Annotated in this window: 24 protein-coding genes and 1 pseudogene; 10 read left to right on the forward strand and 15 right to left on the reverse strand. The window is 66.3% G+C overall.

The window, feature by feature from the left end; genetic code table 11:
* Positions 1-127: 127 nt before the first annotated feature.
* Positions 128-1,438, reverse strand: a complete 1,311-nt coding sequence (locus DQ353_RS16605; RefSeq protein WP_113764207.1) for a GAF domain-containing protein — start codon at positions 1,436-1,438, stop codon at positions 128-130.
* 356 nt (positions 1,439-1,794) lie between these two features.
* Between DQ353_RS16605 and DQ353_RS16610 the strand changes: the two genes are divergently transcribed.
* Positions 1,795-2,211 carry a VOC family protein gene (locus DQ353_RS16610; protein WP_113764209.1) on the forward strand — a complete coding sequence of 139 codons (417 nt, stop codon included), beginning with the start codon at positions 1,795-1,797 and terminating at the stop codon, positions 2,209-2,211.
* Positions 2,212-2,531: 320 nt separating this feature from the next.
* Here the strand turns inward: DQ353_RS16610 and DQ353_RS16615 are convergent, their stop codons facing one another.
* Positions 2,532-3,800: a carboxylate--amine ligase gene (locus DQ353_RS16615; RefSeq protein ID WP_113764211.1), complete on the reverse strand. Its 1,269-nt coding sequence runs from the start codon at positions 3,798-3,800 to the stop codon at positions 2,532-2,534.
* 82 nt (positions 3,801-3,882) lie between these two features.
* Between DQ353_RS16615 and DQ353_RS16620 the strand changes: the two genes are divergently transcribed.
* The 3 genes from DQ353_RS16620 (at position 3,883) to DQ353_RS16630 (ending at position 6,963) form a co-directional block, all read left to right on the forward strand.
* Positions 3,883-4,212 (forward strand): metal-sensitive transcriptional regulator, encoded by a 330-nt coding sequence (locus tag DQ353_RS16620; protein WP_113764213.1) that lies wholly within the window; start codon positions 3,883-3,885, stop codon positions 4,210-4,212.
* Between the two features lie 40 nt (positions 4,213-4,252).
* Positions 4,253-4,579 carry a heavy-metal-associated domain-containing protein gene (locus DQ353_RS16625; protein ID WP_113764215.1) on the forward strand — a complete coding sequence of 109 codons (327 nt, stop codon included), beginning with the start codon at positions 4,253-4,255 and terminating at the stop codon, positions 4,577-4,579.
* A gap of 83 nt (positions 4,580-4,662) precedes the next feature.
* The gene (locus DQ353_RS16630) at positions 4,663-6,963 is read left to right on the forward strand and encodes a heavy metal translocating P-type ATPase (RefSeq protein ID WP_113764217.1); all 2,301 of its coding nucleotides are present in this window, start codon (positions 4,663-4,665) and stop codon (positions 6,961-6,963) included.
* A gap of 97 nt (positions 6,964-7,060) precedes the next feature.
* On the opposite strand, the gene DQ353_RS16635 is transcribed toward DQ353_RS16630, so the two are convergent.
* Positions 7,061-8,035 carry an EamA family transporter gene (locus DQ353_RS16635; protein WP_113764219.1) on the reverse strand — a complete coding sequence of 325 codons (975 nt, stop codon included), beginning with the start codon at positions 8,033-8,035 and terminating at the stop codon, positions 7,061-7,063.
* 146 nt (positions 8,036-8,181) lie between these two features.
* Here DQ353_RS16635 and DQ353_RS16640 point away from each other — a divergent pair, with 146 nt between their 5' ends.
* Positions 8,182-8,736: a CGNR zinc finger domain-containing protein gene (locus DQ353_RS16640; protein WP_113764221.1), complete on the forward strand. Its 555-nt coding sequence runs from the start codon at positions 8,182-8,184 to the stop codon at positions 8,734-8,736.
* A gap of 58 nt (positions 8,737-8,794) precedes the next feature.
* Positions 8,795-9,124 (forward strand): hypothetical protein, encoded by a 330-nt coding sequence (locus tag DQ353_RS16645; RefSeq protein WP_113764223.1) that lies wholly within the window; start codon positions 8,795-8,797, stop codon positions 9,122-9,124.
* Here DQ353_RS16645 and DQ353_RS16650 read toward each other — a convergent pair.
* From DQ353_RS16650 to DQ353_RS16675, 7 genes and pseudogenes are all read right to left on the reverse strand, one after another.
* Positions 9,121-9,522, reverse strand: coding sequence for a hypothetical protein (locus tag DQ353_RS16650; RefSeq protein WP_113764225.1), 402 nt, complete (start codon positions 9,520-9,522; stop codon positions 9,121-9,123). The genes DQ353_RS16645 and DQ353_RS16650 overlap by 4 nt on opposite strands.
* Positions 9,523-9,782: 260 nt before the next feature.
* The gene (locus DQ353_RS16655) at positions 9,783-10,088 is read right to left on the reverse strand and encodes a hypothetical protein (protein WP_113764227.1); all 306 of its coding nucleotides are present in this window, start codon (positions 10,086-10,088) and stop codon (positions 9,783-9,785) included.
* Between the two features lie 38 nt (positions 10,089-10,126).
* Complete coding sequence (locus DQ353_RS16660) at positions 10,127-10,699, reverse strand: DUF308 domain-containing protein (RefSeq protein ID WP_181578451.1); 573 nt, start codon at positions 10,697-10,699, stop codon at positions 10,127-10,129.
* 34 nt (positions 10,700-10,733) lie between these two features.
* Positions 10,734-11,279, reverse strand: a pseudogene (locus tag DQ353_RS16665) (alpha-hydroxy acid oxidase); the annotation flags it as partial.
* A 63-nt stretch (positions 11,280-11,342) separates the two neighbouring features.
* Positions 11,343-12,293, reverse strand: a complete 951-nt coding sequence (locus tag DQ353_RS16670; RefSeq protein WP_286166867.1) for an RNA-guided endonuclease InsQ/TnpB family protein — start codon at positions 12,291-12,293, stop codon at positions 11,343-11,345.
* A gap of 18 nt (positions 12,294-12,311) precedes the next feature.
* Positions 12,312-12,497 (reverse strand): hypothetical protein, encoded by a 186-nt coding sequence (locus DQ353_RS22015; RefSeq protein WP_220094038.1) that lies wholly within the window; start codon positions 12,495-12,497, stop codon positions 12,312-12,314.
* Positions 12,498-12,927: 430 nt separating this feature from the next.
* Positions 12,928-13,173, reverse strand: coding sequence for an alpha-hydroxy-acid oxidizing protein (locus DQ353_RS16675; RefSeq protein ID WP_502696409.1), 246 nt, complete (start codon positions 13,171-13,173; stop codon positions 12,928-12,930).
* Between the two features lie 51 nt (positions 13,174-13,224).
* Here DQ353_RS16675 and DQ353_RS22760 point away from each other — a divergent pair, with 51 nt between their 5' ends.
* Complete coding sequence (locus DQ353_RS22760) at positions 13,225-13,659, forward strand: hypothetical protein (protein ID WP_181578457.1); 435 nt, start codon at positions 13,225-13,227, stop codon at positions 13,657-13,659.
* Positions 13,660-13,671: 12 nt separating this feature from the next.
* Here the strand turns inward: DQ353_RS22760 and DQ353_RS16685 are convergent, their stop codons facing one another.
* Entirely contained in the window at positions 13,672-15,027 is a 1,356-nt protein-coding gene (locus DQ353_RS16685; protein WP_113764233.1) for an MATE family efflux transporter, read from the reverse strand.
* A gap of 408 nt (positions 15,028-15,435) precedes the next feature.
* Between DQ353_RS16685 and DQ353_RS16695 the strand changes: the two genes are divergently transcribed.
* Together DQ353_RS16695 and DQ353_RS16700 are read left to right on the forward strand one after the other, a co-directional pair.
* The gene (locus tag DQ353_RS16695) at positions 15,436-15,837 is read left to right on the forward strand and encodes a hypothetical protein (protein ID WP_113764237.1); all 402 of its coding nucleotides are present in this window, start codon (positions 15,436-15,438) and stop codon (positions 15,835-15,837) included.
* A 2-nt stretch (positions 15,838-15,839) separates the two neighbouring features.
* On the forward strand, positions 15,840-16,187 hold the full coding sequence (locus DQ353_RS16700) for a transcriptional regulator (RefSeq protein ID WP_113764239.1): 348 nt from the start codon (positions 15,840-15,842) through the stop codon (positions 16,185-16,187).
* Between the two features lie 251 nt (positions 16,188-16,438).
* Here DQ353_RS16700 and DQ353_RS16705 read toward each other — a convergent pair whose 3' ends face one another.
* The 4 genes from DQ353_RS16705 to DQ353_RS16720 all read right to left on the reverse strand — a co-directional run bounded on the left by DQ353_RS16705 (position 16,439) and on the right by DQ353_RS16720 (position 21,530).
* Positions 16,439-17,659: an MFS transporter gene (locus DQ353_RS16705; protein ID WP_113764241.1), complete on the reverse strand. Its 1,221-nt coding sequence runs from the start codon at positions 17,657-17,659 to the stop codon at positions 16,439-16,441.
* Between the two features lie 58 nt (positions 17,660-17,717).
* Positions 17,718-18,482: a CPBP family intramembrane glutamic endopeptidase gene (locus DQ353_RS16710; protein ID WP_113764243.1), complete on the reverse strand. Its 765-nt coding sequence runs from the start codon at positions 18,480-18,482 to the stop codon at positions 17,718-17,720.
* 56 nt (positions 18,483-18,538) lie between these two features.
* Positions 18,539-19,183, reverse strand: coding sequence for a pentapeptide repeat-containing protein (locus DQ353_RS16715; RefSeq protein WP_181578452.1), 645 nt, complete (start codon positions 19,181-19,183; stop codon positions 18,539-18,541).
* A 139-nt stretch (positions 19,184-19,322) separates the two neighbouring features.
* Positions 19,323-21,530, reverse strand: coding sequence for an acyltransferase family protein (locus tag DQ353_RS16720; RefSeq protein WP_113764247.1), 2,208 nt, complete (start codon positions 21,528-21,530; stop codon positions 19,323-19,325).
* Between the two features lie 979 nt (positions 21,531-22,509).
* On the opposite strand from DQ353_RS16720, the gene DQ353_RS16730 reads away from it, so the two are divergent.
* Positions 22,510-22,704: a hypothetical protein gene (locus tag DQ353_RS16730; RefSeq protein ID WP_146755299.1), complete on the forward strand. Its 195-nt coding sequence runs from the start codon at positions 22,510-22,512 to the stop codon at positions 22,702-22,704.
* The last annotated feature ends 302 nt before the right edge of the window (positions 22,705-23,006 follow it).

The raw sequence follows: 23,006 nt of genomic DNA on the forward strand, positions 1-23,006 counted from the left end.
TGAAAATGATCAACGGCATTCCCTACGTCGTCGCCCGGGCGGGCCAGCCGCGCGGGGACCCGGAACGGAACCTCTACTGGCATCCCGAGCTGCGCACCGCCGGATACACCCCGCCGATGTTCACCGACTAGCCTCGGGATTTGATCCGTTCCAGCGCCGCGACCACCAGGGCGCGGTGCGGGGAACGGGGTGGCAAAACTTGCAATGTGGTGCCCAAGACCTCTTCGTCGCCCTGGGCCTCGGACAATTCCAGGAAGCGAATCAGTTGCGTGTCGCTGCCGTCTTGCAGCATTGCCTGGCGGAGGGCCGCGAACACCTCGTCACGGATCTCGTCTATACCAGGGGCCATCGAACGCGGCAGGATGGGACCCTCGTAATGCGACAGGGCGGCGTCCAGGTCGCCCTTCTCGATGGCCCTGAGGACCTCGCGGGCATCGCATCGCGGCAGGGTTCCCAACCTGTAGGGGCGCGAGAGCGGGACCAACGACTTGTCGAAGTCTGCAAGCATCTTGCGCAACCGCACCAGTTCGGCACGAAGCGTGCCCACATCGGCCGCATCCGGATTGACGTGCAATAGCTCAACAAGCTCCTCGCCACTGAGGCCCCGGGGGTGCCAGCTCAGCAACGCAAGCAACTCCGCATGCCGGGTGGATAGCTCAATGCTCGTGTTTCCGCGGCGCAGTTCCGCACCCGACCCGGAGGTCAGGTGCAGCGTCGATTCGAGGACAGGCGTTGCCTGCGGTTTGAGGGAGGCTGGAACGATGAAGGACCTGCGTTCCGGTTCGGCATGCTCTTGGTGCCAGCGCAGTTCCGACTCGGCCGCCGCCACGGCTGCTTTCAAGAGCGCCAGTGAGTGCGAAGCCACGGCATCTGCGCCGCCGGTGATGTCCACGACCCCGAGCATCTCCCCGGTGTCCGGCGAGTGGATGGGAACCGCGGTGCAACTCCAACGGTGGGCAATGGGATCGAAGTGCTCGGCGCCGGCAACCTGCACTCCCCCGCCGGTGACCAGTGCGGTTCCAGGTGCGGATGTTCCAACGGCGCGTTCGGACCAGTCTGCACCGGGGACAAAGGCCATGGATTCGGCGTCACGCAGCACCTGACCATCGCCCTTGACCCAGAGCAGGCGCCCATTGGGATCGCCGATGGCAAGGATCAGATTGGTGTCCCGCGTCGGCTCCAGGAGCAGGCGGTCAAAGACGGGCAACACCAAGCGCAGCGGCGAGGCGGTCCGCAAATCACGCAGTGCCTCATCGCTGAGCACCGTGTGGGCATTGGATTCGACGCTGTTCCTGTACTCCAGAGAGCGCAACCATGATTCGCGGACCACATCGCGAAGCTGCCATGCCGCGTCGTCCGGGGTGCCGGCTCCCAAATCCTCGTGCGCAGCAAGCGCACGGCGCTGCAGAGCCATCGAGGCCGGAGTCACCAGAGGCATCTTTCACCTTCCACGAGTCAGGAAATCGGTGCACGGGCACCCAAGCGGCAATCCGTGTGACCCCCTTCACGATTTAGGTCCTAGCTTAGGGGAGATTCGACAGCAGCAGAACCCCGGCGGAGTCGCTCGGGCCGCCCGGGGGCGAACCTCTCAACACAAGGCAGCGATTCGCACGCCGCTCGCGGGACATCGAGCGAATGGCCAAGGCCTCCGAAAGTCGGCAGGTCAGGCCGTTTCGGGCGATCAGACGGGTGGGAATTGCCGTCTGCTATTGCCACCGCAACGGAATGGAACGGATCATGGGTGCGGGATGATTTCCCGACTCATCCATCGCACACCAACAAAGGAACGATCCGATGGCACGCATGATTTTCGTCAATCTTCCCACCAAGGACCTGGAAACCTCGGACACTTTTTACGCCGGGCTGGGATTCGAGAAGAACACCGATTTCTCCAACGAGGTCGCCAGCGCCTGGATGATCACCGAAACCATCTGGGTCATGGTGCTCACCGAGGAGTTCTATTCCTCATTCCTGCGCCATGGCGACGAGGCCACCTACGGCGCCGGGCCCCGCGAGGTGCTCAACGCCATCAGCGGGGAAACCCGCGAAGAGGTCGACGAGTTCGCCAGCCGCGCCCTCGCCCATGGCGGCACGATTTATCGAGAGGCAGCCGAGGAGTTCCCGGGCATGTATTCGGTGGCATTCCTGGATCCCGACGGGCACGAATGGGAGGTTGGCTGGATGGACATGTCGGCCGTCCAGGGGGCCTAGCCGCATGTGAAAGGGGGGTCACCGGGCATGGCCCGGCGACCCGCCTCATGTTTGCGCCCGCTTGGCCCTCCGGGAACGCTTCGGATCAGGCCGTGCAGGCCTCATTGGTACAACCGGCGTCGCGAGGCAACCAGTGGGCTTCGGCCTCGCCTTTGTCCTCCCACACGACGTGCCGGCGTTGCCCGCAACGCTCACATGCCGGTGATAGATACGACGTACGCTCGGCATCCGTGTACAACTTGTAGTCACCCATTATTGCCTCCCTTAGAACCGCCCCCCGAGGGCTTTTCTTCACTCTACGCCGGGCCGGGTTCGGAACTCTAGGCTGCCGGGTGGTGGCGCTTGAACTTGCGGTAGTGGTTCACGGTGCTCAGCAGGATGTAGAGCCAACGCCGGGGGTTGGTTTCCTTCTTGTAGTACAGCGGATGGCTATACCTCTTGGACGAAATCAGTTCCTCCACCCCGTTTTTCATGTCGCCGGGCACATAGCGTCGCAGGAGCCGCAGCGGAAGGATGTTGTAGAGGTGGCGCTCGCTGGCCACCTGCAGGTCGTTGCCCCCGGCCAGTCCGCCGCGCAGGTACTCCTCGACGTAGAAACGTGTGACGTTGTGCCCGGCCGCGGTGACATAGAAGTGGTTCCGGCCCAGGCGGGGATTCAACTCGAAGAACTTGTACGCCCCGTCGCGCGGGTCCAGCTTCATGTCGAACATGGAGAATCCGGTCCATCCGAGTTCCTCAAGCAGCCGGGTTCCCTCGGCCACCGCGACATCGTTTGGCTGGGCGACGATGGCCGCCGAATTGCCCAGGGCGCCGGGAGCATGCTCCTCGACGATGACCCGGCCGCAGGAGACAAAGCGCACCCGGCCGGCCTTGTCGCTGAAGAACGTGGCCAGGTGCATGCCACTGTCATCGCCCGGGATCAGGTCCTGGATGACGAGGGTGCCGGCGTACCCGGCGGCGGACGCCTTGTCCGCCAGGTCGGTGAGTTCCGCCAGCGAGGCAACCGTGTGGACCTTCTTCTTGCCCGGGAATTCCAGGGTTCCCCAGGCAACCCCGTCCGATGGCTTCACGATGGCCGGGAACGGCACCCCTTCGGCGGCCAGCTCGGCTTCCAGCGCCGGGGCGTCAACGGAACTGCCGGAACAGTCATGGACCACTGTCGCCGGGTAGCTCACGCCCAGGTCGCGGCAGAGTTGGTAGAAGGCGTCCTTCTCCGTGGCCCGGTCCAGTTCCACGTTGCCGACGTACGGGATGGTGAACCATTCGGAGAGCTCCTCGGCGTGCGTGGCGATGAAGCGGATGTGCTGGTCCGCCGCACCCAGCAGCAGCAGCGGCCGCTTGGTGCCGTTGGAACCTCCGAATTCGCGTCCCAACCTCAAGACGAAGGCGGCAAACGCCTCAGGGTCGTCCTGCTGCGCGAAGGGCCGCGGCAGCAGGATGCGCGAATGCTCGGTAATCCCGGTCATCACCGAGGGGACAACCACCGAATGGACGTCGTATTGCTCGTGGAATTCCCGCGCCAACGAGTAGGCGCCGATGTCACCGCCGAGAATGACAGGGACAAAGGGCTGGTTCTCGCTGATCTGCATGATCCAAAACTATCAACCTGCCACAAATCGAATACCCCATAGGGGTACTTGACAATATACCCGCAGGGGGTATTGTTTGGGTATGGAAAACATTGCCCTTCCCCTCGACGCACACGTCGGGCACGGATATACGGCCAACAAGGAAGCCCTGACAAAGCGGCTCAGCCGCATCGAAGGCCAGGTTCGCGGCGTCAGCCGCATGGTGAACGAGGACAAGTACTGCATCGACATCCTCGCGCAGATCTCTGCCATCAATGCGGCCCTGCACAAGGTAAGTCTCGGCCTGCTGGAAGAACACGTTTCCCATTGCGTCGTGAATGCCGCGGAACAGAGCGTTCAAACCGGGGACCGGTCCTACGTGGACGACAAGGTCAGCGAAGTGACAACGGCCATCGGCCGCCTGCTGCGCTAATTACCCCCACCACTTTTCAACAACCCCTCAAGGAGAACTCATGAGCAACGAATCAAGCTGCGGTTGCGGCGGCTGCGGCTGCGGAAGCAACTCAAACGAAGGCCTCACCATCACCGCCAAGCCCTCCGAGGAAACCATGAACCAGAGCACCATCACCCTGAAGATTGCTGGTATGACCTGCGGCCACTGCGTCGCCTCCGTCAGCGAGGAACTCAACGAGGTTCCCGGTGTCAGCAACGTCGAGGTCATCCTGTCCGCCGGAGGAACATCCACCGCCGTCGTCACCACCAACTCCCCCGTCGAGAACTCGGTTCTCGAAGCCGCAGTGACGGAGGCCGGCTACACGCTCGTCTCCGCAAGCGCCTAAGCTTCTCCCCCGCTCGCCCCAGGGCAGGGGTCCGGACCGGACGTCGGGATCTTCCGCCCGCGGCCGAGACAAGAAATGGAATCATGAGCAACGACATCACGTTCCCCGCCAACCAACGCATCGTCGAACTGGATATCCGGGGCATGACGTGCGCATCCTGTGTGGGCCGAGTCGAGCGAAAACTTGGAAAGATCGACGGCGTCGAGGCCCTCGTGAACCTGCCCCTGGAATCGGCACGCATCACGGTCCCCGAAAACGTCAGCAATGAACAGCTCATTGCAACGGTCCAGTCTGCCGGCTACCAGGCAAGCCTCAAGGTCGACCAGTACGCCGCCACGGGTACCCCCGGGAACGGGGAATCCGGCGAAGCTCCCTCGCCCGCCGCCACGGGCGAACCGAGCAAGCAGCTGGGCACCAACCACGCGTCGGACACCGCGGGAGACGAGCTGAAAAAGCGCCTGGTGATCGGTGCGATCTTCACGGTGCCGCTGTTCATCATTTCCATGATTCCCGGGGCGCAATTCCCCCACTGGGGCTGGGTCGCCCTCGTCCTGGCAACGCCCGTGGTCTTCTGGTCCGCCTGGCCGTTCCACCGCGCCGCGGCGATCAATGCCCGCCACTTCGCCTCCACGATGGACACCCTGGTCTCCATCGGTGTGCTGGCAGCCTATTTCTTCTCGCTCTGGCAGCTGATCGCCGACCCGAACATCACGGCCCACATCGGCATGTCGATGAGCGAACACGCCCTGTACTTCGAAACCGCAGGCGTCGTGGCCACGTTCCTGCTGCTCGGCCGATGGCTCGAGGCCCGCGCCAAATCCCGCGCCGGCAACGCGCTGAAGGCCTTGCTGGACCTGGGCGCCAAGGAAGCCACGGTGCTTCGCAACGGCGTGGAAACACAGATCGCGGCCTCTGAGCTGGTTCCCGGCGACGAGTTCGTCGTCCGGCCCGGGGAGAAGATCGCCACCGACGGCTACGTCGTCGCCGGGCACTCGGCCATCGACACCGCCCTGGTCACCGGTGAATCGGTGCCCGTCGAGGTGGGGCCGGACGACACCGTCACCGGTGCCACCATCAACACCTCCGGGGCCCTGCTGGTGCGCGCCACCCGCGTCGGGGCGGACACCACCCTGGCCCAGATGAGCCGGCTGGTATCCGAGGCGCAGACCGGAAAGGCACCCATCGCCCGGCTGGCCGATCGCATTTCCGCCGTCTTCGTGCCGATCGTGCTGGTCACCGCGGTTCTCACCTTCATCCTCTGGCTGGTGTTCACCGGAGAGGTCAACTCCGCATTCACCGCAGCCGTCGCCGTGCTGGTCATTGCTTGCCCGTGCGCCCTGGGGCTGGCCACGCCGATCGGGCTGCTGGTCGGCACCGGTCGCGGGGCCCAGCTGGGCATCCTGATCCGCGGACCGCAGGTCCTGGAAGACACCCGCAAGATCGACACCGTGCTGCTGGACAAGACCGGAACCATCACCGAGGGCAACCTTGCCGTCACTTCGCTGAGCCCGGCCGCGGGATTCGACGAGGCTCAGTTGCTGGCCCTGGCCGGCGCCGCCGAGTCAGCCTCCGAGCACCCGATCGCCCACGCGATCGTCGCAGCTGCCCGCGCCAAGGACTCGCTGCGAGAGACCAGCGGATTCAATTCCGCACCGGGCGGCGGCGTGCGCGCCACGGTCGGCACCCGAGTGGTTGTCGCGGGCCGGGAAAGCTGGTTGCAGGAAAACGGCATCGAACTCACCGATGCGCACCGCACCGTCCTGGCCGCGGCGCAGCAAGCCGGAGCCACCTCCATCATGGTCGGCGTGGATGGAACCTTCGCCGGACTCGTGAACCTGACCGACACCATCAAGGAATCCTCCGCCGTCGCCATTGCCAAGCTGAAGGAACTGGGCCTGCGCCCGGTGCTGCTCACCGGTGACAACGCTGCGGTCGCCAAGCTGGTTGCCGCCCAGGTGGGCATCGCCGAGGAAGACGTCTTCGCCGATGTGTTCCCGGACGGCAAGGCCCGGGCCGTGCGCGAGCTCCAGGCCCGCGGGCAGGTTGTCGCCATGGTCGGCGACGGCGTGAACGACGCACCGGCGCTGGCCCAGGCCGACCTCGGCATCGCCATGGGATCGGGCACCGACGTCGCCATCGAGGCCGCGGACCTGACCATCATGGGCAACGACCTGGCCCAGGTGGCGCAGTCCATCGAGCTGTCCCGCAAGACCCTGGGCACCATCAAGATGAACCTGTTCTGGGCCTTCGCCTACAACACCGCCGGCATCCCGATTGCCGCGCTCGGGTTCCTGAACCCGATGATCGCCGGGGCCGCGATGGCCGCCAGCTCCGTGCTGGTGGTGGCCAACTCGCTGCGCCTGCGCAGCTTCGGCCGCAAGTAGGCTCCGTCCGCTCGCACGACGCCGGCACCCCCGCTCCTTCTGCGATGGAGGCGCAGGGGTCCGGCGTTTGGCTTGTCCGGGTCGAGGCATCAGTTCGCTACGGGCTGCGAAGTTCGTCGGCACGCACCAGCAGCACGCCCCCGACAATCAACACGCCGCCGAGCAGCTGGATACCGGCGGGCAGCTCTCCCAGCAGCAGCCACGCCCAGAGCACCGCGAAGAGCACCTCGGTCAGGGAAATGAAGGACGCCAGCTTCGAGCCCAGAGCGCGGGCGGCCATGATCCCGGTGACATAGGAAATGACGGTGGAAATGAGGATCAGCCCGCCCAAGGCCACCCACCACTGCGTCTCCCATTGCGCCAACCGCACCGGCACGAAGGTCATCTTCATCTCCAGCAGGCCAACAAAGGCCAGCAGGCCCATGGCCGCCGCTCCGACCAGCAGCCCGCCGGTGGCCAGCACGATCGGCGGCAGCGCGCCGTCCGCCCGGGCGCTGACGAAGAAGTACACGGTCAGCCCCACTGCCGCACCCAATCCCCAGAGGACGCCGATCGGATCGACCCGGGTGTCCCCGGTGAGGTCAAGAACCAATACGAGCCCGGCCAGCGAGAGCAGCGTGCCCCCGATCGTCATGACCTTGGGCCGCTTGCGGAACTTCACCCAGAGGAAGAGCACGATCAGCACCGGCGCCAGGTATTCCAGCAGCAGCGCCACCCCGACGTCAAGGCGTTCGACGGCCAGGAAGTAGAAGAACTGGCAGGCGCCGACGCCGAAGAGCCCAAAGAGCAGGATGGACTTCCAGTTGCTCGCCACCAGTGGCCATTTGCCGCGCATGACCAAGAGCGTCGGAAGCAGCAGCACCAGGGCGGCACCTGCCATGCGCAGGGTGACCGCCGCGGCAGGGCTCCATCCGGCTTCGAGCAATGCCTTGGCGAACGAACCCGAAACCCCGAAGACCGCCGAGGAAAACAGGGCGATGCCGATCCCGCCCATGCCTGGCTTGCGCAGCGTCGGGGATACCGGGAGCGGCGCCGAAGGTGCCACCTGTGTATGGATTTCTTCTCTTGGCACGGCGAAACGCTCCCTGGGGCGAGGTTGCTCCGACGGTCGAGGGGCACGGGAGCCAAATCGACTGTCAGGAGTAAAAGTATGTATGCTAATGACACTAGAACCACACGGGTTCGTCCGTCAATCCACGCGCCCCCACAGGAGTCACAATGATCTTTGCCCCTGACACAGAAGTTGCCCTGGGCACCATCGTGGCGCTCATCAACTCGGCAACCCAGGATTCCGACGACCTGCGCACCGGCGCGGACCTCGACCACTTCCTGGACCAGCAGGGGTTCACCGGATCACGCACCCGCAATGAGGCGGAACTGCGCTCGGTGCGCCAGCTGCGCAGCCAGCTGCATGGCATCTGGCTGGCCGACGAGCAACAGTCGGTGGATGCGGTCAACAACATCCTGCGCAACGCCCGGGCGTTGCCGCAGCTGGTCAAGCATGACGGCTGGGAATACCACATCCACGCCACCACCCCGGAGGCGCCGCTGAGCGAACGCATGGCGGTCGAAGCCGCCATGGCGCTGGTCGATGTGCTGCGCTCAAGGGAATTGTCCCGGCTGCGGGTCTGCGCGGCCACGGACTGCGAGGCGGTGCTGCTGGATCTGTCCCGAAACCGATCCAAGCGCTACTGCGACACCGGCAACTGCGCCAACCGCGAGCACGTTCGCGCATACCGCCACCGGAAATCCGAGCAAAAACCCGGGGTGTGACCATACACTGGAGCCATGGGGCGAAAGTGCATTCGGCCCGCCGAACGGAGGAGTCCCCGTGAACAGCGAAGAAGTCCCGCAACCGCACGCAGCTGACGAGTACGAAGTCGAACTGGAGAAGTCCAATGACGGCCCGGTCCGCGCCGCGGCCCGCTGGGCGGCCGGCCTGGTCGATGCATTCTTCGGTGGGGACGGGTCCGATGCCGTCGGAGCCGCCGTCGTGGTCCACCGCATCGACAACGACGCCGAGGTGCTGCGCATCAATGCCGGCAGCATCGAGGAGGCCGAGTCACTGGTGGCGATGGTCCGCTCCGACCTGGAGGAGCTGGGACACGAGGAGTTTTTGGACCGCTGGGGCGGACGTGACGGCGCCGAGCCGGCGCTCTAGGAACGTTTCCCGGCGTCCAGCCGGCGCCCTGCCCCCAGGGATGTCTGACGCTCAACGTGGCTGTCCGCCGCAGTCCCCGGACACCCGGCGCCGCAGGCTATTGCCGCTGTGCCCTGGACCTTCCCGCTGATCGCTTGACCATCGGGAGGAACGCCAGCAGCCCCGGTGACGAGCCTGTTGCCGGGCAGGAACCGGTCGGCCACCATGTCAACGAGCGGGTCCAGGGCCAGGCTGGCCATCAGCGCACCCACGCAGATGGGAACGAGCCAGGGCAGGGCACCTTCGCGGATGGATGCGGTCCCGTGGATCACGACGCCCGCGATGAACGGCAGTGCCACAAACACCGGGACGCACGCAAGGAATCCCGCCATTGGCAGGATTGCGAACAGCTTGCCCAACGGTGTCGCGCCTTCGCCTGCGATGCTTCCTCCCGGGTGGAACATGTGCGACGGGGCAACCTCACCGTGGCGGTGTCCGATGCGGAACCGCCTGCATCAAACCGACAAGAAATCAGCGGCGAATCGATGCCCATCTGCGGCGTTTCATCCATGATGCGCCCTGGCTGAGCACCTCGGCCAGCCTCCGGCAGCCACCGATCCGCTCGTTAAGCAGCGAAGCCGCCCGGATTTTTCCAGGGCGGCAACGGTGAAACGACTATCTACTTCTTGGTGTCCGGCTTTTCGTCCGGTGTGGACGACGAGCGGTTGACGCCCGATCCCGTGCCCATTTCCTCGGGGTTGTCCTTGCCGGCCATGGTCATCACGGAGATGACCAGCAGGCAGGCGACAAAGGCGACGCCGAAGGCGACCAGCCCGATGTCGATCCGCAACGGGTTCTCGGACCCGCCGGTTGCCGAGATGGTGGCGATGACACCCGCGATGATGGCCATGACCAGGGAGAACGACAGGGGTGCCTTGATGCTCTGCTGCCAAGACTTCTTCTGCTCGGCTGGGGTGTTGCCCACGAAAGGCCCTCCTACGGATTTTTGGTTCAACATCTATTCTAGCTCCAAAGCCCGGTCTCGGGTTCCTTGGCCGCATGGCGCAGGCCGAAGGCCGATATCAGTTCGAACACCGCGAGGATGATGGCCCCGCCGCCGGCCAGGCCGAGCAATCCGTGCGCGTCCAGGTCCAGCCCCATCAGCAGGGCGGCACCGGCGCCCAGCGACACGAAGCCGGTGACCAGCTGGTCCTTGAACGGGGCGAAGTCTGCGCGGTGGCGGATGAAGACGACGATTTCCAGCACCCCGGCGATGATCCAGGCCGCTGCCGCAGCGATCGCGATCACCAGCGTCTCGGGCCGGAAGGCCATCGCCAGACCCGCGATGATCATGACCACCGCGGCCCCCGCGTAGAGACCGCGCACCGACTTCGGCGCGCTCGGGGCACTGGCGTAGTCCCAGAGGAACTTCGAGCTGACCACCATGAAGGCGGCCAGCGCATACGCCAGCACCTGGTTGGTGGCGGCGGGCCAGAAGATGGACAGGAGCGCAAAACCGGCGGCCGTGGCGGCGCGCCCCATGACTGGGACGGCTACTTCGGCGGCAATGGTTGCGGGGATCTTTACTGCAGGCACGCCCATGAGTCTACCGGCAGCGGGGCCCTGGGCCTTATTCGCGCCCGGGCCGCCGGCGGATCAGCTCCGGGCCCACGTCCGCGATAGTCGCGGCTCCCATGAGCTGCATGTTGGCCTCGATCTCCTTGGCCAGCAGCTCGATGACCCGATCCACGCCCGCTTCCACTCCGGCCATCAGGCCGTAGAGATAGGCCTGTCCGAAGAGCACGAAGTCGGCTCCGGCACACAGCGAGGCGACGATGTCGGCGCCGGACATGATGCCCGAGTCCAGGATGATCTCGGTTCCCGCACCCACCTCGGCGCGGACCTCGGCCAGTGCCTCGAAGGAGACCGGCGCGCGGTCCAGCTGGCGGCCGCCGTGGTTGGAGACGACCAGCCCGTCGGCCCCGGCGGCGATGGACTTGCGGGCGTCCTGCGCGGTGAGCACACCCTTGACGAAGAGCTTCCCGTCCCAGATGGAGCGGATCCATTCCAGGTCCGCAAAGGACAGCGTCGGGTCGAACATCGAGTTGATCAGCGTGGGCAGGTCGGTGGCGCTGTTGGACAACGAGGCGAACTTCAGCGAGTCGGTGGTCAGGAAGATCAAGGTCCCCGGCCTTGAAGGGCCGGGTTTACTGCTCGTGTCCACCACTGGGTGTGGTGTTTAGGCTGCGTGCGGACAGCTGATTACTGCCCAGAGGCCTTCGCCGCGGTTCCGGATGTTCCGGCTGGCGTTGTCGTCGGAACCCAACGAGGTGCCACACTTCCGGCAGACGAAATCCGCTTGGTTCGGCCGGTTCTTCCTGTCGATGTACCCGCACCCGGGCTGGGAGCATTCCTGGGAGGTGTAGGCGGGATCGACGAAGAGAACCGGGACCCCGGCGGCCATCGCCTTGTAGGAAATGAAGGCGCCGAGCTGGGCGAAGGCCCAGGTATGGAGTGCGACCCGTTGGGGCTTGCGTAGCCGTGCGCGGTCGCGGATGCCCGTCAGTTTCTCCAGGGTGATGCCGCGTCCGGTGCGTTGGGCCTCGGTCACAATCTTCTTGCTGATCTTGTGGTTGGTGTCGGTGGCGAACCGGGATTCCTTCCTGGCACGCTTCCTGGCCAGGCGCTTGGCGGACTTGGTCCCCTTCGCCTGAAGCTTTCCACGCAGGAGCCGGTCTTTCTTCCTCTTTTCGGTGACTGCTCCGCCGGACCAGTTCTGTCCGGTGGAGGTGGTGGCGATGTTCACGATGCCCAAATCCACCCCGATGAACCCGACCGGGTCCAGCGGTTCCGGGGCCGGTTTGTCGATGGTCGCGGCCAAGTGGTATTCCCCGCCGACGTACATCAGGTCGGTTTCGCCCTTTCGGCTGGAGGCCAGCAGGCCCAGGTGTTCCGGCTTGCCAAGGAAGGGGATGTTCTTGATTCGTCCCTCCACCGTCCAGATGGACACCGTCCGTGCGTCGTGCTGCCAAGAGAGGCAGCGGTCGTCGAACGGCTGGGCGGCGGTGGGGCGGAACTTGATGGGTTTGACCTCCACGGCCTTGCGTCGCTCGGAGTCCTTCTTGCCGTAGCTTCCGGCCTTCAGATTCGCCCTCATCGTGGCGTAGGCCCCAGCGACCTTGCTGATCACCAGCAGGGAGGGCTGGGCCTAGAGCCCGCGGGCTTTCAGCTCGGGGTAGACCAGCCCCTGGAGGGTCCGCCTGCCCTCGGCCTGGCGTTCGTGGTAGGCCCGGGCGGCAAACGTAGCGGCCTCGTTGCAGGCCACCAGGGTGCGCATCAGGGAATCGGCCTCGGCGGCGGCGGGCTGCAGCTTGACCGTGATGGTGCGCTTCATGTTTCCTTCCCCGCCGGGAGCATCACCCGGATGCTCGCCGTGGACGACCAACCCTTCGGGACATCCATGTCCACTTGGCCGTGGCGGGCCCCGAACCGGGAGCCCCCTGGTACGTGCGGGACGCTCGCGAAGCAGGGGGCGACGGTCTTGTTGCGAAGCCCACGGAATCCGCTGGTGCAGAAGGCCTTGTTCCTCCATTAGTCCACGGTCTTCCGACAGTCTGGCTTTCGGGGTTGCTGAAGTCGCTCAAAGGGGTGTCGTCCCGGTCGCGCCGGAAGGGCCATCGCAGGCACGTTGACAAACCAGCTGTCGGGTGCCCGTGGTTGGTCGCCCTCGCACCGGCAGTACATCCCGATCGAAAACACCGAAACGAGCCACCCGGTGACGCGCCCTCCCGGCCCCGAAGGATCAGGATTCCACACTCAACACGTTAGTTGAACCACCATTCGGGGCGGCAGGAGGCGTCCAGCACGGTCTTGAGGTTCAGCTTGGGCGGGATGACCATGCCGTTGCGGGCATCGCGCAGCCGCTGGCCGGCCACCGGGGTGTCGACGGTGACCCGCAGGGTGTCGTAGCCCGCCGCTGCCGCGCGCTGCAGCAGCGCCCGGGACTTTTCGCGGTCCTTCCACGGGTAGCGCTGGAACCAGCGGCTGGCAGAGGAATACGCCGTCTCCAAGACCCAGTTCGGGAGGCGCTGCGCCTGCTCACTTCCCAGAGCCCGCTCACTGTGTTGCCGAAGAAGCGCTACCTGGTGCGCACCATGGGCCTGACCGACGTGCAGAAGACCCTGGACCTGCGCATACTCCTGGAACCGCACGCGCCAGCTGCTCGACGCCCAGGCGGTGCTCTCTGCCGCCGACCCGCTGGGCGCCATGAATGCGTCCCAAGACTTCCACCAAGCCATCTCGGATGCATCGCGCAATTCACACCTGGCAGATTCCTTGCGGCACTGCTTCGACGAGACCGCCCGCGCCCACCACCTGCTTCCCGGGCTGCAGCACTACATGGGCGCCCCACCGAGCTTGCCGAGCACGAGGCCATCCACGCCGCCCTCGCCGCGGCGGATGCACGGGCGGCGGAGGAAGCCATGCGCGTGCACCTGCGCTCCATCCGCAACGCCATGGCCCAGCAGTTCACCGATCCCGGCAGCCTGGAGGCCTGAGCGCCCCGCGCCTCAGGCCCCCAGGCGCATCCACTTGCCGTTGCGCACCCGCCAGGACAGGGTTGCGGCGCGGGCCAGCATGAACCCGAGCCCGAAGGCCACCCAGATCCAGGCGACGGCGGAGACCCCGGGGTGTTCGAAAAGCGTGACGAAAAACAACATCGGCAGGTAGGCCGCCAGGTTGATCATGCCGGCGACCGCCAGGTAGCGTGCATCCCCGGCGCCGATGAGCACGCCGTCAAGCACGAACACCAGGCCACACACCGGCTGGGACGCGGCGAGGATCCAGACCCCGACCATGGTCGCCTGGCGCACCGAGTCATCCGTGGTGAACAGCGCACCCACAAAGGGCGCGATGAGAGCCAGTACCGCGCCGGTTGCCAGCCCGAAGTACACGCCCCAGCGGCACATGGTCTTGGTCAGCAGGTTGGTCCGCCCTGCATTCCCGGCACCCAGCTCCTTGCCGATCAGCGCCTGCGCGGCGATGGCCAGCGCGTCCAGGGCGAAGGCCATGAAGGTGAAGATGGTGAACACCAGTTGGTGTGCCGCGAGCGTGAGCGCCCCCTGGCCGGTGGCAACCCAGACCGTGGCGAGCAGGGCCAGACGCAGCGAGAGCGTGCGAAGCATCAGCCAGGATCCGACCTGTCCGGTGCCAAGCACCCCGCGGGGGTGGGGGGCCAGCGACTGTCCGGACTTGCGGATCCGCGGGACAAGCATCCACAGGTAGACCGCTGCCATCCCCCACTGGGCGATCGAGGTGCCCAGCGCGGCACCCGCAACGGACATGCCCAGCGGATAGACCAGGATGAAGTTCAGCGCGATGTTGGCGGCAAAGCCGACCCCGGCCACGTACAGCGGGGTCCTGGTGTCCTGCATGCCGCGCAGCACCCCGGTTGCGGCGAGCACCAGCAGCATCGCTGGTATGCCGAAGGTGGAATATTGGATGTAGTCCACCGCGAACCCACGCACCTCGCCCTCGGCACCCATGGCGGCGGCCAGCATCGGGGCCCCGAAGAACCCGGCCAGCGCCAGGACCACGCCCAGGACGACGGCAAGCCAGATCCCGTCGCGCCCGGCGGCCATTGCCTTGCCCATGTCTCCTGCGCCGATGGCCCGTGCCACCGCCGGGGTGGTGGAGTATGCCAGGAACACCATGAGTCCCACGGCGGTCTGCAGGACCGTGGTCCCCAGCCCGGCGCCGGCCAGCTCGTTGATACCCAGGTGCCCAATAATGGCCATGTCCGCCAGCAGGAAGAGCGGCTCGGCGATCAGTGCGCCGAGAGCGGGAACCGCCAGCGCCAGGATGGTGCGTCCCAGCCCGCGCGCGGAGTCGGGGGCCGTGACCTGGTTTTTGGCGGTTTCTTTCACCCCTCCAGACTACCGGGGGCACGGTCCGGGACGGGCGCCAAAGGTTTTTCCTAGGTCACTTCAAACAAACAAGTTCTCGTTACAAACTGATTTGCAGATACACCATGGTTTGCCGCACGGCCCACCGCCACCACCGAAGGGAACGCACCATGAGCACGAACCAGCCAGCCACACCGGAACCGGCACTCGTTCCCCGCGCCGCACTGTCCTCGATGAACCAGGCCGCGGCCGCCACCCGCGCCTCCATCGAGCCGAACACCGCGGTGATCTACTTCGTCTGGGCCGCTGCCTACCTCCTGGGCTACGGTCCTGCTGCACGGCGCGGCTTTCGGCTGTCTGCCGCTGGCCTACGGCACCGCACTGCCCATTGGGGCCGCCGTCCTGCTCGCTGCCGTAGCCTACACGGCGGTGGCCGGAATCCGGTCCGGCTCCCAGATCCGCGGGGACTCCAGGTTCGCCGGCATGGCCGACGGGATGAGCTGGATGGGCGGCTTCCTGGTCGTCGCGCTGTTCTCCATCGCCATCTCCAGGTTGCTGGGCGATGAAAATGAGCTAGTCACCGGCTGGCTCATCAACTCCGTGGCCATCCTCGTGGTGGGCATCATGTACATGGCCGGCGCCGCGATCTTCCAGGACCGCCCGATGTTCCTCCTGGGTGCCTGCTTCACTCTGCTCAACGCCGCCGGGCTGATCGCCGGGTCTGCAGCCTTCATCTCGATCTTCGCCGTCGGCGGCCCGGTCCTCTTCGTCGCCGCGGGCATCACCATGGTCGCGCTGCGCCGCCGCGAAACCGCAGGGTCGGTGAAGTAGCCGTGGCCGAACTCGATCCGGTCATCCACGCCGATGCCAGGCTGCGGGCCATGTCGGCCCTGAACACCCTGGGACTGCATGAATCCATCGCCTTCCCGAAGCTGCGCGAGATCCTGGGCATGACTGCCGGGAACCTCTCCACCCATCTGCGCAAGCTCGAGGACGCTGGGTACATCTCGCAGGACAAGGTCATCGAGGGCAGAAGTCCGGCCACCTATGTGGGGATCAGCGCCCGGGGCGTTGCGGCCTTCGAAACGTACAAGGTCCAGCTCATCCAGCTGCTCAAACCCACGCGCCTTTCCTCGGGATGCAGCAAGTCCCGTCCATTGCTGGACGGGACTTGCCGTTAACTACTCAGAGACGATGCCCTAGATCGCAGAAGCGATCCAGATTACCAAGGCAACGGCGACGAGAACGCCTACGATTGTCCATACAAGGTTGCTTCCACGCATGTGGTCCACTTCCAATCTCTTCGTTGTTACTTCTCAATATGGGTATAGAGAGAACTTTTTCAGCATAGCGGGTGGCGACGCCGGAGCCATCACGATTTGCACGGACTCGCCGGGGAAAACCCGTCCTCGGGCCAGCTTTCCCCAAAAGCCTAGGGGTGCCGACGCAACCCGCCCAGCGCCAGCAGCGCCGCCAGCAGCAGCAGCGCGGACACGGCCAGCACCAGCCCCGGCCAGTTGGCGGCGTTGAACGCCAAGCCGATGGCCCAGCCAAAGAGCGAGGACCCGGAGTAGTAGGCCAGGTTGTACAGGCTGGCCGCCTGCGCCCGGCCCCCGACGCCCAGCATCGGGATCCACCCGCTGGCCACCGAGTGCGCGGCAAAGAACCCGGCGGTGAACAGCAGCAGCCCGGCAATGATCGCGGGCAGGAAGTCGGCCAGCGTCACCGCCAACCCGGCGGCCATCAGCCCGATGGAGGCCACCAGCACGCGCAGCCGCCCGAAGCGGGCCACCATCGCCCCGGATTGCCGCGAGGACCACGTGCCCGAGAGGTACGCGATGAACACCAGCGACGCCAGCGAGGCGGGGATCAGGAACGGCGGCGCCTCGAGCCGGAAGCCCAGGTAGTTGTAGACGGCCACGAAGCCGCCCATGAGCAGGAATCCCTGTGCGTAGAGCACCAGCAGCTGCCCCTTGCGCAGGTTCATCCACAGCTTTTTCCACAGGGGGATGCGGTTGGGGCTGCGCCAGGGCACCGGGGTGAATCCGCGCGGCCTGGGCGCCAGCGCGATGAACACCGAGGCGGCGATCGCCGCCATGATCGAGACCACCAGGGTGCCCAGGCGCCAGGAGACGAACTCGCTCAGCGGACCGGCGACCAGCCTCCCGGCCAGCCCTCCCAGGGTGGTCCCGGAGATGTAGGTGCCGGCGGCAACGGCCGAATGCAGCGGCGAGACCTCCTCGGAGAGGTAGGCCAGCGCGACCGCGGGGATCCCGCCCAGGGCCAGTCCCTCGATGAAGCGCAAGGCCAGCAGCACCTCGAAGCCCGGGGAAAACGGGACGGCAAGGCCCAGCACCACGGCAGCGAGCACCGCAATGGTCATGGTGTGCAGCCGGCCCATGCGGTCGGCCAGCAGCGACCAGAAGAGCACCGAGGCGGCCAGACCCAGGGTCGCGGCGGAGACCGCCAACGCCGCGTCGGCCTCGGACACCGCCAGATCGCGGGCCAGTTCCGGCAGCACCCCCTGCACCGAGTACAGCTGGGAGAAGGTGGCAACCCCGGCGGCGAAGAGCGCCAGGATCATGCGGCGGTAGCCGTCGCTGCCGTGGATGTGGCCGTGCCAGGGTCCGCCCTGGCCGGGGTCGTTGCTCACGTGCGCTTTTCGTTCCTCATCTTGGCCGGGTTCCGGGGAGCCGGGTGGATCCGGGCGGCTACTGCTGGATCAGCGGCAGCAGCGTGTAGGACAGGGACAGCGCCACCGCGTTGTTGAACACGTGCAGCACGTAGGAATACGCCAGCGACTTGCCGGTGAGCACGTAGGCCACCGACATCATGATGCCCAGCGTCGTGTACGGAATCGCGGAGGTCACATCGAAGGACCCGGAGCCGATGAAGTGCAGCGCGGTGAAAAGCACCACCGAGATCGCCACGCAGACCCACACGTTGAGCCTGCGGCTGAGCTTGCCGATGAGCAGGTGGCGGAAGATGTACTCCTCCACGAACGGGCCCAGGATCGCGGTGACCACGAACATCGTGATGAACGGGACCGCGCGCGTCATGCCCTCCAGGGCCAGCTGGTTTTCGCTCTTGACCGGGTTGCCCATGGACACCAGCACGATGGCGCTGACGATCAGGGACCCCAGCCAGCCGCCGGGCACCATCAGCGCCTTGGCCCACGGGTGGTACTTGAAGGTGGCAAAGGAGCTGCGCAGCGTCTCGAAGCCCATGATGATCGCGCCGGTGAACACCACCACGTACATGATCAGGTTCACTCCGAACAGCGCGGATTCCTGGTCCTTGAACGCCTCGATGAAGCCCGGGACCAGGGCCAGCAGCCCGGCGGCGCCGAAGACGAACAGCGCCAGATAGATGCCCACGACCACCAGGTCCCCGCGCCGCATGGGTCCGGCGTCGAAGACCGGTTGCCGCTTCTTCGGCGGCGGGGCAAAGGGGTAAGGTACGGGCGGCTGGTGCATGGTTTCCACCCTATCGACCTTGGACACCCCGGTGTGTGCGCCGCCCCGCGGCGGAGCTACTGGACGCGCAGGCCCAGTTCGTTCGCGAGGATCGGGGCCAGGTCCATGAGCTGCTCGAAGCTGACCGTGGCGCCCTTGAGCGCGGAGATGCCCGAGAGCGATCGCAGCCGCGCCCCGCGCAAATCCACGTCCTTGAGCTTGGCGCCGTTGAGCACCAAGGTGTCGATGGTGCAGTCGGTGAAGGTGACCCGTTCCAGGTTCGCTCCCCCGGCGTCGAGTTCGTCGATGTGCACGTCGCGGAATTCGACGTCCTTGATCTTCGCGCGGCGCAGGTTCAGGTAGCCGAGCTTGGCGCGTTCGAACTTCACCGAGCGGAACGTTGCCCCGTAGAGTTCCGCCGATCCGATGCGCCCGCCGATGACCGCGGTGTTCCACCAGCCGGAGTCCGGGGCCTCGAGCACCGGGGCGTTGACCTCCTCGATGCGGCAGTCCCCGAATGTCACCCGCGCCATGGGGGCACCCTGCAGGGAGACGGCGCGGAAGATGCATTCGGTGAAGACCGCGTCCTCCAGGTCCACCCCGTCGGCGTCGTCGGATTCGAAGAGCAGGGACTCGGCGCGTCCATCCAGATCCAGCCCGGTCAGGTCCCCCGAGCCGGTGGTGGCCGGTTCCTTGAAGGCGGGCAGGCGGGGGGCTTTCACGGATGCAGGCATGGGCAATAGCTTATGCGGCGGCGGGGACGATTCCCGCCGGAGCGCGCGTTGGCATTCTCACCCACATGCGGCTTGACGGAACCGGTCCCGGCGTCTCCGGGCCCGGGGCATCCGCCTCCCGCCGCGCCTACCTGCCGGCGGCGAAGACGGGGTCCTTCTCCAGTTCGCTGGCCAGCCGGGGGGCCAGCGAGGCGGAGAAGTCGTGGGAGAGGTGCGACTGGTCGGAGTAGGTGATCAGCGAGCCGATGACGGCGAAGCAGGTTTCATCCGAGCAGATGGAATCGGTCAGGTCCGCGCGCACGATTCCGGTCGGGGCCGTGTCGCTCTCCAGTGCCTTTTGCAGGTTGTGCCGGATCGACAGGCCTTTTTTGCGGGTCACCGAGCAGGCCAGCGGGTCATCGGGGTTCGAGGCCACGCAGGTGGGCACGTTCTTGTTGCCCAGCCGCGGCACCTCGCCGATCACCGCGACGGTCTTGCCCGCGTCGGCCCATTGCTTCCAGAGGCTGGTGAAACCCTCGGTGGCCGGGTCCTGGAACTCGTAGCCCGGGGAGGAGATCCAGCTGCGTTTGTTGCCCTGCGCGGCGACGATGACCGCGTCGATGCCCGGATCCGCAGCGAGGCTTGGCCCCAGGGCGCGCACCGATTCGGTGCACAGGCGTTCGGCCGCGCCGCTGAGTTTCTGGGCATCCTTGAGCGCGGCCACCGACGGCGAGCAGCCGGAGCGGATGTGCGTGACCAGTTCCCAGTCGCGCGCCTTGGCGATCACCGCCAGGGCCGGGAGCCAGGCCGTGGCGTGCGAGTCCCCCACCACCGCCACGCGCAGCTTGGGGTTGGTGGTGTTGCCCAGCCGGCAGCTGGACTCGCCCACCTGCAGCGTGTCGGTCTCGCAGCCCGGGAACAAGGGGGCGCGCACCTGCTGGGACACCGCGACCGCCGAGGGGTAGGGGGCGAAGTCGGAGGAAACCGGCAGGCAGTCCTTGGGGTGTGCCATGGTCCCGGCTCCGTAGCACTGGGAGTTCACATCCATCCTTGGCAGGTTGGTGCTTTGCGCGGAGGCAGCGGTTCCGGCCCAGGCCAGGGAGGCCAGCACCAGCATCCCGGCCAGGGCGAAGACGAACGCGTTGCGCGCCGGCTTCAGCCACGTCCCGAAGCGCAGCGGGTCCTCGATGAGCAGCTGGCAGACCCAGGCCAGGGTCAGCGTCAGGGCCAGGATTCCGGCCTCGTGGTACCACTTGGGTTCGGTGTGCAGCACGAAGGGGGCGACGATGATCAGCGGCCAGTGCCAGAGGTACGCACCGTAACTGATGTCCCCGACCCAGCGCATGGGCCCGATCGAGAGCCAGGTGGAGGGGGAGAACCAGCGCAGACCGGGACTCCGGGTGCCGCTGGCCGCCAGCACCGCGGCGGTGCCGAGCACCGGAACCAGCGCCATCGTGCCGGGGAAGCGGGTCTCGGTGGGGATCAGCACCGCGCCGGCCACCAGCAGTCCGATGCCTCCCCAGCCCAGCAGCGCACCGAGCGCTCCGCCGAGCCCGCGGTTCACGCAGAGCAGGGCCACCACCCCGCCGGCGGCGAATTGCCAGGCACGTCCGGCGGTGTCGAAGTAGGCGGCCTGCGGGCTGGCGGCGGTGACCCAGAGCCCGTAGGCGAAGGAGAGCAGCGTGATCGCGCCGATGACGCCCAGGAAGAGCTGCCGGGTGCCATGCCCGGCGAAGGTGTGCCGGCCGATGCTGGTCCGTCGTCCGAATCGGGGCACCAGCTTCCCGGCGACGAACGCACCGCCCAAAAGCAGCAACGGCCAGGCGATGTAGAACTGTTCCTCCACCGAGAGCGACCAGTAATGCTGCACCGCAGTGGCCATCTGCCCGGCGGCGGAGTAGTCGGTGGCATCGGCAACCAGGGCCCAGTTCTCCACGTAGAGGCCCGCCGCGGCAATGTGCTTGAACATCGTGCCGTGCTCGGTGGCGGGGATGAAGAAATACACCAACCCGGCGCTGGCCAGCAGCACCGTGAAGGCCAGCGGCAGCAGCCGCCGGATGCGCCTGGCCCAGAACGTTGCAAGCTTGATGGTTCCGGTGGCACGCATTTCCCGGAACAGGTGCGCGGTGATCAGGTACCCGGAAATCACGAAGAACATGTCCACGCCGATGAACCCGCCGCTGAGCGCGCCGGGGCGCAGGTGGTGGATGATCACCATCAGCACGGCGATCGCGCGCAGCCCCTGGATGTCGGCCCGGAACCCCATCGACGATCCGCGCCCGGCGGCCGGCCGGGCCTTCACGGAGGGGGTCTTGTGCGGGGTTTGCTGCGGGGCGGAGCCGGTTCGAACAGTCACTTTTTCAAGCCTAGCCCATCCTCGCGCGCCCCGATCTCATCGCTGAAAGTGATAGCAGGGCTGGTCTTTGCCAGCGTTCTCTCCCAAAGCGGGAGCAGGCACGGAGTGCCGCGGCCGACGTCGGTCCGCTCGGTGCGTGGCCGATGCGGTGGCCCGAAATCGGCATCCGCAGCCAACCCGAGGTGCCCGGCGGGGCCTGGGAGTGTCTCCCAATTCCGCGGGGGGCCACTTGCCCGGTTGATGCCCGGTTCCTCGGGCAATGCGGAACATGCGCCCTGGGCCACCGGCTCGTGGTCCGGGGCGTCATCTGCCGCTACCGCGCAGGGGTCCCTTGGCGCGATCCCGGAGCACATCGGTTCCTGGAAGACCGTGCGGAAGCTCCACCGCCGCTACGCCGCCGATGGCACGCGGGACGCTGCCGGCGGCGTATCCGGGCATTGCCCAGGAAAAGGGCCCGATCGAATGGGAGGTTTCGGTGGACTCCGAGATCAACCGAAACCTCGAGCACGGCACCGACCGCCTGCGCCACACAAGGGGTCCTGCCGGATGACAAGAATCCTCACCAAGGGCCTCGGCCACGCCATCGACAAGTCCCGCGGAGCGCTGAGCACCAAGATCCACTTTCTGGCTGGCGGGAAGCAGCGCCCGCTGGTGGCGATGCTCGGGCCCAGGCAGGGGCTGAGATTCCCCGAGGTCCTGCCCCCGGGCGCCCTGAGGGCCACGAACCCCGCCACCGTGAGGATCCGCAGACGCCCGGAACGGGCCATGGCCGACAAGGCCTACGCCTCCCGAGGCAACCGTAAACACCTCCGGGACCGCGGCATCCACTGCGCGACCCCCGAAAAGGACGGCCAGAAGGCCAACCGGAAATGCAAGTGCTCGGCAGGCGGAAGGCCTGTCACCTGCGACAAGGACGCCTACAAGTGCCGCAACGAAAGCCGAGCACAATTTCAATGCCCCGAAACAGTGGCGAGGGATGGTGAACCGGTACGACAAGCTCGCCCTGGCCTACCGCTCTGCCGTGGTGCTCCAGGCCGTGGTCATCTGGAGCGCAGCCCTCGAGAAATCAGGATTGGGACACCCCCGGGGTCGACGCGTGCAAACCGTTTCGGTGCGGGGCGGAGACCGGCCCTTGGTCGTGGACCGCACCGCATCAGACGTTTCGGTGGCGTAGCCCACGAACCCTGCGGTTGCCCAAGAAATGGGCGTTGGGTCTGTTTCCGCTGCCCTGCATGTGCTCGACTGCGGCAGACATCGGGGTCACGCTACTCCGATCACGACCTCCACGAAGCACAGGGCGGAGGGAAGGAGAGCGACCAGGGCCGAACCGAGTGATCCCGGTTGGCCGTTGTTCCGGCGATTCTCAAGCATTGTCTTGATTGCCTTCGCCGGGTAAGGACCATCGACTCTGGCCAGCGGGGGCGGACAAGAGGACCATCTGGAGGAATAGCCGACATGCCGCAGTGCGCACGGGTA

Source organism: Arthrobacter sp. AQ5-05, from assembly GCF_003287975.1.
Lineage (GTDB): Bacteria > Actinomycetota > Actinomycetes > Actinomycetales > Micrococcaceae > Paeniglutamicibacter.

What these genes read in the sequence shown, in the direction of transcription:
- DQ353_RS16605 (WP_113764207.1), bottom strand. Translation starts at nt 1,438, where the DNA reads ATGCCTCTGGTGACTCCGGCCTCGATGGCTCTGCAGCGCCGTGCGCTT.
- DQ353_RS16610 (WP_113764209.1), top strand. Translation starts at nt 1,795, where the DNA reads ATGGCACGCATGATTTTCGTCAATCTTCCCACCAAGGACCTGGAAACC.
- DQ353_RS16615 (WP_113764211.1), bottom strand. Translation starts at nt 3,800, where the DNA reads ATGCAGATCAGCGAGAACCAGCCCTTTGTCCCTGTCATTCTCGGCGGT.
- DQ353_RS16620 (WP_113764213.1), top strand. Translation starts at nt 3,883, where the DNA reads ATGGAAAACATTGCCCTTCCCCTCGACGCACACGTCGGGCACGGATAT.
- DQ353_RS16625 (WP_113764215.1), top strand. Translation starts at nt 4,253, where the DNA reads ATGAGCAACGAATCAAGCTGCGGTTGCGGCGGCTGCGGCTGCGGAAGC.
- DQ353_RS16630 (WP_113764217.1), top strand. Translation starts at nt 4,663, where the DNA reads ATGAGCAACGACATCACGTTCCCCGCCAACCAACGCATCGTCGAACTG.
- DQ353_RS16640 (WP_113764221.1), top strand. Translation starts at nt 8,182, where the DNA reads ATGATCTTTGCCCCTGACACAGAAGTTGCCCTGGGCACCATCGTGGCG.
- DQ353_RS22015 (WP_220094038.1), bottom strand. Translation starts at nt 12,497, where the DNA reads ATGAAGCGCACCATCACGGTCAAGCTGCAGCCCGCCGCCGCCGAGGCC.
- DQ353_RS16710 (WP_113764243.1), bottom strand. Translation starts at nt 18,482, where the DNA reads ATGCACCAGCCGCCCGTACCTTACCCCTTTGCCCCGCCGCCGAAGAAG.